Annotated in this window: 10 protein-coding genes; 9 read left to right on the forward strand and 1 reads right to left on the reverse strand. The window is 64.6% G+C overall.

Features of this window, described 5'->3' with window-relative positions; all coding sequences use genetic code 11:
• Positions 1 to 78: 78 nt before the first annotated feature.
• Entirely contained in the window at positions 79 to 1,011 is a 933-nt protein-coding gene (locus QOH60_RS27755; RefSeq protein ID WP_526425097.1) for an SDR family NAD(P)-dependent oxidoreductase, read from the reverse strand.
• 93 nt (positions 1,012 to 1,104) lie between these two features.
• Here QOH60_RS27755 and QOH60_RS27760 point away from each other — a divergent pair, with 93 nt between their 5' ends.
• The 9 genes from QOH60_RS27760 to QOH60_RS27800 all read left to right on the forward strand — a co-directional run bounded on the left by QOH60_RS27760 (position 1,105) and on the right by QOH60_RS27800 (position 12,449).
• Positions 1,105 to 2,832: a nitric oxide reductase activation protein NorD gene (locus QOH60_RS27760; RefSeq protein WP_526425098.1), complete on the forward strand. Its 1,728-nt coding sequence runs from the start codon at positions 1,105 to 1,107 to the stop codon at positions 2,830 to 2,832.
• Positions 2,832 to 3,644, forward strand: coding sequence for an AAA family ATPase (locus tag QOH60_RS27765; RefSeq protein ID WP_526425099.1), 813 nt, complete (start codon positions 2,832 to 2,834; stop codon positions 3,642 to 3,644). Before QOH60_RS27760 ends, QOH60_RS27765 begins: the two co-directional genes overlap by 1 nt.
• A gap of 107 nt (positions 3,645 to 3,751) precedes the next feature.
• The gene (locus QOH60_RS27770) at positions 3,752 to 4,864 is read left to right on the forward strand and encodes an ABC transporter substrate-binding protein (RefSeq protein WP_526425100.1); all 1,113 of its coding nucleotides are present in this window, start codon (positions 3,752 to 3,754) and stop codon (positions 4,862 to 4,864) included.
• Between the two features lie 5 nt (positions 4,865 to 4,869).
• The gene (locus QOH60_RS27775; protein WP_526425101.1) at positions 4,870 to 5,991 is read left to right on the forward strand and encodes a spirocyclase AveC family protein; all 1,122 of its coding nucleotides are present in this window, start codon (positions 4,870 to 4,872) and stop codon (positions 5,989 to 5,991) included.
• A 29-nt stretch (positions 5,992 to 6,020) separates the two neighbouring features.
• Entirely contained in the window at positions 6,021 to 6,911 is an 891-nt protein-coding gene (locus tag QOH60_RS27780) for an SDR family oxidoreductase (protein ID WP_526425102.1), read from the forward strand.
• A gap of 28 nt (positions 6,912 to 6,939) precedes the next feature.
• Positions 6,940 to 8,388, forward strand: coding sequence for an aldehyde dehydrogenase family protein (locus QOH60_RS27785; RefSeq protein ID WP_526425110.1), 1,449 nt, complete (start codon positions 6,940 to 6,942; stop codon positions 8,386 to 8,388).
• Between the two features lie 17 nt (positions 8,389 to 8,405).
• Complete coding sequence (locus QOH60_RS27790; protein WP_526425103.1) at positions 8,406 to 9,623, forward strand: cytochrome P450; 1,218 nt, start codon at positions 8,406 to 8,408, stop codon at positions 9,621 to 9,623.
• 49 nt (positions 9,624 to 9,672) lie between these two features.
• The gene (locus tag QOH60_RS27795) at positions 9,673 to 10,935 is read left to right on the forward strand and encodes a cytochrome P450 (protein ID WP_526425104.1); all 1,263 of its coding nucleotides are present in this window, start codon (positions 9,673 to 9,675) and stop codon (positions 10,933 to 10,935) included.
• Between the two features lie 17 nt (positions 10,936 to 10,952).
• Positions 10,953 to 12,449, forward strand: a complete 1,497-nt coding sequence (locus QOH60_RS27800) for an adenylate/guanylate cyclase domain-containing protein (RefSeq protein WP_526425105.1) — start codon at positions 10,953 to 10,955, stop codon at positions 12,447 to 12,449.
• Positions 12,450 to 12,462: the final 13 nt, after the last annotated feature.

Genomic DNA, 12,462 nt, shown 5'->3' on the forward strand with positions numbered 1-12,462 from the left:
CAGACTGCCGCAGGTCGATGCGGGTGCCGACATGGGCGAATGCGCCGGTAGAAGGGCTGTGCGAGTGCTCAACGCAGCCTACGCGGGGGTGATTCCGAGCCGTTCGTAGACGGAGAACACCTCCTCGTAAATCGACTCGGGAACCGTGAAGGGCTCTGTCGCCGAGACTTCGGTCTCATGCGCGGCAACGTCATCCGCGGTGGGATTGCTGCCCGGCTCTGCGAGCCAACCCTCGCCGAGGCCGATGAACACACGCGCGAAGCGGCCGCCGAACGCGGAGTAATTGCGGTGGCTGAATTGGCACTCGCGACTTGCGAGGTAGACGACCATCGGTACGACCAGCTCTGGTTTGATCGCCTGCAAGAGACCCGACTGCTCAAGAGCCTTCGTGTCTTCGACGGTCTCCGTCACCATGCGCGACACTCCGTACGGCAGTACAGTGTTGGCAAGAATGCCGTGCGGCGCCCCTTCGAGGGCGATGACGTTGGTCAGCCCGACGAGCCCCGCCTTCGCGGCCGCGTAGTGCGCCTCCATATGCTGGCCGAACATGCCCGCGGACGATGAGACGAAAACGAATCGTCCGTACTGCTGTTCTTTCATCACGCGGTAGGCGCGCTGGCTCAGATAGAACCCGCCGTCGAGGTGAACGCTGAGCATGCGACGCCAGCCCTCGGCCGAAAGTTCGTCGAAGGCAACACTATTGAATATCCCCGCGTTGCTCACCACGGCATCAAGGCGACCGAAACTATCGACTGCGGTGCTGACGATCGCGTCGGCACCTTCCGGATTGTCTACCGAGTCGTGCGATGCGACTGCGTCTCCGCCGGCGCGCTTGATCTCATCCACCACTGCGTCGGCGACGCTGGAATCTGAGCCGTCACCGTGCATGGATCCGCCCAGATCGTTGACGACGACACGCGCGCCGCGACGGGCGAGGTCAAGCGCATAAAGCCGGCCGAGCCCCCTGCCGGCTCCGGTGACGATCACCGCCTGCCCCTCGAGGTCGATCATGCGTGTCCTCCCCTTCGCGCGATTGACTTGCGGCCGCGCAGGACTCTACGGTGGAACAGATATTTGGTCAATCTGATGCCAGCGTTGGGATAGATGACGAATCTGCAGGCCACCGACACCGAGGCCAACAGCCTCGAGAGGTTGGACTTGCTCGCGTCGGCGATGTCCGGGGTGCCGCTGTCGGTGGCATCACTGGACTCCGGCGAATTGCCTTGGACCGACGGCAAAACGGTGTATCTCGACCCCGTCGTCGACCGGCCGCCGCAGCTCGATGCGCTGGCGGTGCAGGCATCGATGCTTGCTGCGGGCAGCCTGGCACCTGAGATCGTTGGGAAGTTCAAGCACAAGCCCGGTGTGGCCCGCCGGTATCTCGCGATCGAGGGCCACCGCGCTTTGTCGGCCAACGACCATCTGCTGCCGCCGGGAGTACGGTCGCTGATCGACCGAGAGATCGCCGCGCGTAGCGATTCCCCGGCGGGCTCGCTGGCCGCCGCGCAGAGCGACGTCACAATCGACGAGCCGCCCACGGCGTTCGGTGTCATTCGAGCACGAGATCTGTTGGCGGCCAAGAGGCCCGCCGATCCGTCGGGAGCCGGCCCAGAACACATCTCGCGCCAGAAACGGGACAAGCCCCTCACCGAGCTCGACGATGACGAGGACGAAGGCGCCGACGTCGTCGACCTCTTCTCGAGCCCGGTCGGGGGCGGGGGAGCCATCGGCAAGCTGCTCCAGAAGATGCTGGGTGTGGTTCGCCAGCTGGGCGAAGGAGGTTCGCCCGGTGCAGACTCGCCGACCCACCGCACCCGTTCTGGACCGCGGCGCGGCGCGAACTTCGTTCTCTCCAACGCCCGCGAAGGTGCAGTCGACGGCGACGACGCCGAGGGCGAGGGGATCAGCTACCCCGAATGGGACGTGCATCGGCGGCGTTACCGGCCGCGCTGGTGCACGGTCCAGGAAGTCGACCCGCACCCGAAGTCCGACGACAGCGCATTGGGACTCTCCGATGCCTACGGATTGCGCCGCCCCCTGGCCCGTCTCGGCGTCGGTCTGGATCGCTGCCACCGGCAGGCCCAAGGCGACGACATCGACATCGATGCGGCCGTCGAAGCCCATGTCGAAGTACTGGCGGGCTCCGCGCCCGATGAAGCGGTCTACCTCGACAGCGTCCGTCGAAAGCGCGATCTGGCGGTGTTGCTGCTGCTCGATATCTCCGGATCGGTCGCCGAGCCCGGCGCCCCGGGTCAGACCGTCCACGAACAGCAGCGAGCTGCCGCGGCCGCGTTCACCATCGCGCTCCACGACCTCGGCGACCGGGTAGCGCTGTACGCGTTTCACTCTCAGGGCCGCAAGTCGGTGAAGTTGATGCCGGTGAAGCGCTTCGACGACGACGTCGACACGCTGGTGATGCGCCGGCTACGGAGCCTGAACCCTGGTGCGTACTCGAGGCTCGGCGCAGCCATTCGTCATGGCGCGGCGGTCTTGGAGCGCCAGGGCGGCACATCGCGGCGGCTGCTTGTGGTGCTGTCCGACGGCCTCGCCTACGACCACGGCTACGAACGCGTCTACGGCGCTGCTGACGCACGCCGCGCGCTATCCGAAGCCCGGCAGCGGGGAACGGGCTGCCTGTGCTTGACCATCGGCGCCAACACCGATGCCGGCGAGTTGCAACGGGTGTTCGGCAGTGCAGCGCACGCGACGGTCGACCGGCTCGATCAGTTGAGCACGATGATCGGGCCGCTGTTCCGCTCAGCGTTGCGATCGGCGGAGGTTCGGCGGCGAACTCATGATCGAGCAAAACCGATTGTGGCAGAGGGGAAATGATGGCTGCTGAGAATGTCCGACCGTATTACGTGCCGGTCGGCAACGAGGAGCGTGTGTTCAAGGCGGCATACCGGCAGGGGTTGTCGCTCGTGCTCAAGGGTCCGACGGGATGCGGAAAGACGCGCTTCGTCGAGGCGATGGCATACGACCTGAAACGGCAGTTGATCACCGTGGCCTGCCATGACGATCTGACCACTGCCGACCTGGTCGGCCGGTTCCTGCTGCGTGGCGGCGAGACGGAATGGGTCGACGGCCCGTTGACCCGGGCGGTTCGCGAAGGCGCGATCTGCTATCTGGATGAGGTCGTCGAGGCGCGGCAGGACACCACGGTCGTCCTGCATCCGCTGTCAGATCACCGCCGCCAGCTCCCTATCGACCGCCTTGGCGTCACGCTCGACGCCGCCCCCGGATTCTGCCTGGTGGTGTCCTACAACCCGGGATACCAATCCGTTCTGAAGGATCTCAAGGATTCGACGCGCCAGCGCATGGTCGCAATCGAATTCGGTTTTCCGACAACCGATGTCGAGGAGAAGATCGTGGCATGCGAGGCGGGCGTCGACCACGACATCGCCGCCGCGCTGGTGCGGTTCGGCAATGCGATCCGTCGGCTGGAGACCGCCGGGCTGCGGGAGGTGGCCTCGACCCGGGTTTTGATTGCCGCTGGCCGGCTTGTCGCCGAAGGCCTCACCCTTCGCGAAGCAGCGCGTGTCGCGATTGTCGGGCCGCTGACCGACGACGCGATCGTGACAAACGGGCTGGTCGAGATGATCGATGCGTACCTCGCCGGCCCGGCTGAGGAGGGGCGGCGATGAGCGCTTGCGCGAAGAGAAAACGGCGGCGTTGACGGTACCGGTGGGCAACGCTAGGGTGTGAACAAATATTAGGTCGCGAAGTCGGCGGTCCTGCCAACGGAGGTGGAATGTCCTACGAAAGCACCGCGGAGCCGATCAAGGTCGGCTACCTCATGGACTTCAAGCTTCCGGACTACTTCCCCGAGGAGATGCGCGCCGACTTCACCGACACCTTCGATCTCGTCTTCGCTGAGGCCCTCGAACAAGGGCTCATCGACCGGCCGATACAGATGGTCTATCGGGAGGTCGAAGGCCTTCCCAAAGGCACGGTCAAAGCAGTCATCGACGCGTACGAGGAGCTCGTCGAGGAGGGCTGCCTGGTGGTGTTCGGTCCGCACATCACCGACAACGCTGTGCCTACCCGCGAGGCCATTGAGGAACGCTTCCGGGTGCCCGCGCTCAGCGTGACCGGATCGGACGACTTCCTGGGGGAGTGGACGTTCTCCTTTCCCCAGGGCTCCCTGACCGACGAACCGATCTTCTGGGCAGACCTCATCGCCAAAGGCGGCCATAAGGAAGTCGGCGTGCTGTTCGAGCAGTCCCTGGTAGGTCAGACGTACCTGAAGAATTTTCAGAAAGCCTGTCGGCACAAGGGCATTCGCATCAGCATCGAGGCGCCGATCGCTCAGACGGCCCAGGATGTCACGAACGCGGTACGCAGCGTGTACGAAGCGAAGGTCGACGCACTGGTGCACTGCGGCTTCGGCTTCGGCAGCGTGATGATCAATTCGGTTCTGGAGTCGCTCAATTGGGACCCGCCCAGATTCACCAGCACCGCGTTTCAGAACGCCTGGATCAACTCGGTCATCTGGAACGCCTTCCTGGGATGGACCGGCATAGACCAATACGACGAAGGAAATCCCCTCGGGCAGCAGTTCCTGGACAAGTACCAGGAAGTGTACGGAAGACGACCCGAGTACTGCGTGCCGGTGGTAAATCGCGATGTGGCAACAACACTCGTCCGCGCATTCGCCGACGCGCATCCGCTGAGTCCACGCGGTGTCAAGGAAGCACTCGAGCGCGTGAAGATGATGCCGGCCGCTTCCGGCGCACCGGGCACCAGAGTCTCGTTCGGCAACTGGACGCGCCGCGCCTGGATGGGCGCCGGCTACCTCGTCGCGCGGCAGCTGGACGCCGATGGCATCAACTCCCATCTCGTCGACCGCTTTGGTGAGGAGTAACTAAAATGACCACCCAGACAACGGATCCGGCCGCCACCCCGCCTGCTGAATCCAAGAAGCGCTCGTGGATGGCGGCGATTTGGGTCTCTGTCGCACTCGTCCTGCTGGCGCTCATCGCCGCCAACGCGCGCATGGGTGCAGTCTCACCCCGCATCAAGAACCCGGACGTCACCGGCGTGCCCCGGCCGGTGCCGTTTCTGTTCGGATACGAGCATTGGCTCGGCTTGTTCCAGATCTTCACGATCGTCGCGATGCTCGCGCTCATCACGACCTACGTGGTGGCATGGCGGCGACTTGGGCCGCATCCGGTCTTGCTGATGGGCATCTGCACGACGCTGATCGTGTGGCAGGACCCGATCATGAACTGGTCGCCATACGCGGTGTACAACCCGCAGCTCTGGCACTGGCCAGAGGACTGGCCGCTGGCGAACATCTCGCCCACGGTGGAACCGTTCCTGGTGATCGGCTACATCATGTTCTACCTCGGGCCGTACTTCCCAGCCATCTGGATCCTGCGGAAGATTCAGGCCCGTCGCCCGGTCGACTCGTTCGTCTGGCGCCACCCGCTGATCAGCCTGTCGCTGATCATCCTGCCGATCGGCATCGTCATCGATGCGATGCTGGAGATCACGCTCGTGCGGACCGGCATGTACATCTACGCGCAGGTCATCCCATTCGGGTCCGTATTCGTCGGCCAGCCTTGGCAATTCCCGTTCATCTGGGAGACGGTCATGGTGACGTTCGTGATGATCCCGGCCGGCGTGCTCCTCTACCGCGACGACACCGGCCGCACCGTGGCGGAGAAACTGGCGCGGCGCGCACGGATCTTCCCGAGCCGACCGGCGCTGGGCATGTTCGTGGTGATGTTCGTGATCATCAACCTCGCCTATTTCGCGTACGGCACCGGATTCGCGATCATCAAGTGGACGCGGACCGCGACCTCGGTGGCGTGCCCGTGGCCGTATCCGGAGGCCAAAGTGTATGACCCGCAAGGGTTCTACGAGCAGAACGGCCAAGTCGGACCCTACTCTGTGGGCAAGTGGGCGACGTGGCAGAGCGCCCAGCCCAACGGCAGGCCCACCGTGCAGCTCGGGTCGGTCAGCGATCGGTGTGCGCCCAAACGATGAGCCGCTTGCGCGAAGAGCGGACAGCAGACATGACTGAACCGCGCAGCGTCGTCATCACCGGCGCCTCAAGGGGTCTCGGCTTCGCGTCGGCCGCCCACCTGTATAAGAAGGGCTGGCGCGTCGTTGCGACGATGCGTGGACCTGAGCCTGCGATGGAGCGGCTGCGGGAGGCGACGGGCGCGCCCGAAGGTGACCCGCGGCTGATATGTGTCCCGCTGGACTTGACCGACTCGGCATCGGTCGCGGCCGCCGCCAAGATGATCGAGGAAACCGTCGGTGCCCCCTACGCTCTCGTGCACAACGCTGGGATCTCCGCCGCCGGAATGGCCGAAGAAACGCCGATCTCCCTGTGGGAGAAGATGTTCCAGACGATGATCTTCGGCCCGGTGCAGCTGACCAACGCTTTGCTGCCCGCAATGCGCAAGGCCGGCCGAGGCCGGATCGTCATGGTGTCGAGCGCCGGTGGTGTGCGCGGTATGCCGGCCACGGCGCCGTACTCGGCCGTCAAGGGTGCGCTGGAACGGTGGGGGGAGTCGCTGGCAGGGGAGATCGCACCCTTCGGCATCGGGGTCACGATCCTGGTGACCGGCACCTACGACACCGAGATCATCACCGACGCCGGTACCACGGACTGCCGCGACTTCGACGGGCCATACGCCCGTCATCACGCGACGATGGACAAGCGGGGACGGCTCGCGGTGAAACTCGCCGCACGGTCGCCGTACCGGTTCGCCGTCGGGCTCGCGAAAGCCCTCGAGAGCAAGGCTCCATTCGCCCGTCGGCCGGTCGGTCCTGACGCTCGCATGTTGCTCGTCATGAGCCGAATGCTCCCCTCGGTGGCGTTACACAATGGGACGCGATTGATAATGGGGCTGCCGCGATCGGGCGGCCTGACACACCAGGAGAGCGACAATGGCTGACACTCCCACTCCCAAGTTCGAGCAGAAGATGATGATCGACGGCAAGCTCGTCGACGGTGAGGCCGGCACCTTCACGAACATCAACCCGGCCACCGAAGAGTCGCTGGGCGAGGTGGCCGACGCATCGAAGGAACAGATGCACCAAGCCATCGACGCCGCCCGGCGCGCGTTCGACGAAACCGACTGGTCGACGAATAAGGAGCTGCGCAAGCGCTGCCTGCTGCAACTCCACGACGCGATCGAGAAGGAACTCGAAGAGCTGCGGGAGGAGCTGATCCTCGAGGTCGGATGCCCGCGCGCGATCACCTTCGGCCCTCAGCTCGACGCACCCCTTCAGGACGGGCTCAAGTATCCGGCCAGGATGATCGACGACTACGCGTGGGAGACCGACCTCGGTGACGCGTTCGTCTCCCTGACGGGCCAGAACACGGCGCGCAGGGTGTGGCGCGAACCGGTCGGCGTCGTCGGCGCGATCGTGCCGTGGAACTTCCCGTTCGAGGTCACGATCAACAAACTCGCCCAGGCACTGGCCACCGGCAACACCGTCGTGCTCAAGCCGGCGCCCAACACGCCGTACAACGCCACCCGGCTCGGCCGGCTGATCGCCGAGCAGACTGACATCCCGGACGGTGTCGTCAGCGTCGTCACCGCGTCCGACCACTTCGTCGGTGAGGAGTTGACGCTCTCGCCGAAGGTCGACCTGATCTCGTTCACCGGCTCGACCGTCGTCGGTCAGCGGATCATGGAAAAGGGCGCGGCCACCATGAAGCGGCTGTTCCTGGAACTCGGCGGCAAGTCGGCGACGATCGTGCTGGAAGACGCCGACCTCGCCGCGTCCGTCGTGATCGGCATCGCGCCGTGCATGCACGCGGGCCAGGGCTGCGCCAACCCCACCCGCCTGCTGCTGCCGCGCTCGAAGTACGACGAGGGCGTCGCAATGCTCAAGGCGATGTACGAGGGCGTCATGCCCGGCGATCCGCAGGATCCTGGAACGCTGTGCGGCCCAGTGATTTCCAAGAAGCAGCAAGAACGAGTGCTCGGATACATCCAGAAGGGCGTCGACGAGGGCGCGAACTGTCTGGTCGGTGGACCCGATGCCGAGACCGGCTTCGACAAGGGATATTACGTGCGGCCAACGCTTTTCACCGACGTCGACAACAAGATGACGATCGCCCAGGAGGAGATCTTCGGTCCCGTGCTCTGCGTGATCCCGTTCGAGGACGAGGAAGACGCGATCCGCATCGCCAACGACAGCATGTACGGGCTCGCAGGCAACGTCATGTCGGGTTCGGAGGAGCACTCGGTCGCAGTCGCACGGCGAATCCGGGCCGGGTTCATGGGATTGAACGGAACCGCCGCCTACGGCGCGGACGCACCGTTCGGTGGCTACAAGTACAGCGGCATCGGCCGTCAGAACGGCATCGCCGGTTTCGACCAGTACACGGAAGTCAAGACGGTGGCCTTCCCGGCCAAATGAGATAGAGGAGTGTCGGTATGGAATTGTTCGACGACCTGGAGGACTTTGGGGCCTTCGACGATTTCGTGTCCGGCAATGTACGGGATCCGCATACCGAGCTCGCCCGGTTGCGGCGAGAGGAACCCGTGCAGCGCATCGACATTCCGGGAATGCCTGGCCAGGAAGGCAAACCCATCTTCATGGTGTATCGCCACGAGGACGCTCAGCAGATGTTGCGTGACAACGAGACGTTCTCGTCGGCGATCATCATCCAGGCCTTCGGCGACGTCTTCGGCCAGCATGTGATGCTCGGCATGGATGAGCCGGTGCACGGACGGCACCGGGCGCTGGTGTCAAAGGCCTTCTCGCAGAAGCAATTGGCACGCTGGGAAGACGGCTTGGTCAAGAAGGTCGGCAACGACCTGATCGACCGCTTCGCCGACCGCGGCAGTGCGGATCTGGTGAAAGAGTTCAACTTTCCGTATCCCACGCAGATCATCGCGGGACTGCTGGGCCTGCCGCGCGAGGACTATCCACAGTTTCAGAAATGGTCGATCTCGTTGCTGTCGTTCACCATCAACCCGGAGCGCGGCAAGGCCGCTTCGCAGACTCTGGCCGAGTACTTCGCGCCGATCCTTGCGGCCCGCCGCGCGGAGCCGCGCGACGACCTGATCAGCGGCCTGGCAGCCGCAGAGATCGACGGCGAGAAGCTCTCCGACGAGGAGATCTTCTCGTTCCTTCGGCTGCTGCTTCCCGCGGGTGTGGAGACCACCTATCGCTCGATGGGCAACCTGTTCTTCGGATTGCTCTCCAACCCAGAACAACTGGACGCCGTGCGTGCCGATCGCTCGCTTCTGCCGCAAGCGATCGAGGAGGCGGTGCGGTGGGAGCCGCCGTTGATCATGATCACCCGGGTGGCCAGCCGCGACACCGAACTCGGCGGCGTCGCGATCCCCGAAGGCTCGTCTGTGATGCCGGTGCTCGGTGCGGCCAATCGGCAGGACGAGCGCTACCCGGATCCGGACCGCTTCGACATCTTCCGCGATGCCAAGGCGAATATCGGTTGGGGGCACGGCGTTCACGTCTGCCTGGGTATGCATCTGGCACGGCTGGAGATGAGGGTCGCACTGAACCTGTTGCTGGACCGGCTGCCGAACTTGCGGTTGGATCCGGACGGCGACGACCCCCACATCCGCGGTCAGGCGTTCCGTTCGCCGACATCGGTGCCGGTTCTCTTCGACGTCCCCGGCGGCTGATGCCGGATCTACGCTTCGACGTCTCACTCGACCAACACCAGGAGACTTCGTGACCGACTTCGACTCCGTCGACTACTTCTCGGACCAGTCATTGGTCCCCAACCCGTACCCGTACTTCGATCACCTGCGGTCGAAGTGCCCGGTCTCGCGCGAAACCCCATACGGCGTCATGGCTGTCACTGGACACAAGGAAGCCAGCGCGGTCTACAAGGATTCGGCATTCTCGGCGTGTGTCTCGGTCGCAGGCCCGTTCGCGGGAGTCTCGTTCGAATCGGACAGCGACGACATCGGCGCGCTGATCGCTGAGCATCGGCACAAGATCCCGATGAGCGAGCACATCGTCACCCAGGATCCGCCGGACCACACCCGCACCCGTGGACTGATGAGCCGCCTGTTCACGCCCAAACGGCTCAAGGAGAACGAAGACTTCATGTGGCGGCTGGCCGATCAGCAGCTCGACACGTTCGTCGACCGCGGATCGTGCGAATTCCTGGAGGATTACGCGAGACCGTTCTCGACGCTTGTGATCGCCGACCTGCTCGGGGTTCCCGAGAAGGACCACGAGGAGTTCCGCAAGGCGATGCTCAACGAGACCGTCGGCGCGCTCGACGACGACTCGCCCGCCCACAACCCGCTCGCGTGGCTCGACGACACCTTCGCGGGATACGTCGTCGACCGGCGCCGCGAGCCACGTGACGATGTGCTGAGCGCTCTCGCCCTGGCGAAATACCCCGACGGGTCGACGCCGGAGGTGATGGATGTCGTCCACCTGGCGACATTCGTGTTCTCGGCGGGCCAGGAGACCACGACGAAGCTCCTGAGCGCGGGGATGCGGATCTTGAGCGAGCACCCGGAGATCCAGGCTGCGCTTCGCGAGGACCACGGCCGCATTCCGGCCTTCCTCGAGGAAACGCTGCGGATGGAAAGCCCGGTGAAGAGCCACTTCCGGCTGGCCCGCCAGACGACGACGGTCGGCGACGTCCCGATCGCCGCCGGAACCACGATGATGCTCCTGCCGGGGGCATGCAACCGTGACCCGTCGAAATTCGATGAGCCACATGAGTTTCGAGTCGACCGCCCGAATGTCCGCGAGCACGTTGCGTTCGGGCGCGGCAGTCACTCCTGCCCGGGTGCACCACTGGCCCGCGCCGAGGGCCGAATCTCGTTGAACCGCATCCTCAACCGGATGGCCGACATCAGGATCTCGGACGCCTCGCATGGATCGGACGGCAAGCGCCGTTACGACTACGAGCCGACATTCATCTTGCGCGGCCTGACCGAACTGCACCTTGAGTTCGACCCGGCCCCATAGCCCGCTACCTTTTTGGTGTGCCAACTATCGCCAGCAGGTTGTCGACGAGATACGCGACCCGACTCGCGTCGGCGCATCTGCTCGCGGTCGCGGTGGCTTTCCTGCTGGCCGTCCCCCTCGGCGGCCTCACGCTGACCGGCCCGCGCGAGTACTTCACCGAGAAGAACTTCGTCGCTGCGGCGTCGGTCGTCGTCCTCGGAACCGCGGCGGTGGCATTCGGTGCGCTGAAAATCATCTCGCCGGTGCATCAGTGGTATCACGCCGATCGAGAGCCCAGCGAGTCTCAGCGCCGCTCTGCCATGAGGATGGTCGGCCGGCAGTCAGCGCTACTGGCGTCGGCGTGGGGTGTCAGCGGTGCTGTTTTCATCCTGTTGAACCTCGACAGCGGCGCGGCTGTCGCGGTACCGACACTGCTTGGTGTCACGCTTGGCGCAGCGACAGCGGTATGCATCGGGCTGCTCCTCACCCGTGACGCGCTGGCTCCCGTCCTCGTCGCCACGACGAAAGGTTCGGAGGGGTGGGTGACGGCGCCAAGCGTGCTGGCCCGCCTGGTCAGCATGTGGATCTTGCTCAGCGCGCTTCCGTGTGGCGTCATCGGGGTGATTATCCTGATCCGTGCCAACGGGTGGATCATCGACAAGACCGCGTCGATCGACCTTCCGATCGTGATAGTGGCCACCGCGACCGTGCTGGTGGGTCTGCCGCTGATGATCCTGACCTCACAGTCGATCTCGGGTCCGGTGAAAGAAGTCGTGGACGCCATGCGCGAAGTCGAGGGCGGTCGATTCGAGAGCGCCGTCGGCGTCTACGAGCGTTCCGAAATCGGAAGACTGCAAAGTGGATTCAACCGAATGGTCGACGGTCTGGCAGAGCGTGAACGCCTCCACGAACTGTTTGGTCGCTATGTGGGAGAGGACGTGGCCCGCCGCGCGCTCGAAGAGGGCGGTTCGATGTCAGGTGACGTTCGCGACGCGGCGATCCTGTACATCGATCTCGTAGGATCCACCCAATTCGCCGCGAACCGTCCACCAGAGCAGGTCGCCGATGTGCTCAACGAGTTTTTCAGGATTGTGGTCAAGGCCGTCGACGAAAGGGACGGCCTGATAAACAAATTCGAGGGCGACGCCGCGCTTGCGATCTTCGGTGCCCCGCTGCGGGTCGACGACGCCGCGTCGGCGGCACTGGCCACCGCGCGTGATCTGGGCGAGGACTTGCGGCAACTGCCCGACGTCGACTTCGGTATCGGCGTGTCCGCAGGCCAGGTCTTCGCGGGCAACATCGGCGCCGAGAAGCGCTACGAGTACACCGTGATCGGCGACCCCGTCAACGAGGCCGCGCGACTTGCCGACGTCGCCAAACGCTCTGCCAAACGCATCCTCGCGTCAGCGGCCGCTATTAAGCGGGCCGACGCCGCCGAGCGTGACAAGTGGGTTTCGCACGGCAGCGAGGTTCTGCGGGGCCGTTCTGACGTCACCCACATGTCCGCGCCCGCGGGCAACGAATCACCGAATTAGAGGGGACTACCGT

This window comes from Mycobacterium sp., from assembly GCF_032159765.1.
In the GTDB taxonomy this organism is placed as follows: domain Bacteria; phylum Actinomycetota; class Actinomycetes; order Mycobacteriales; family Mycobacteriaceae; genus Mycobacterium.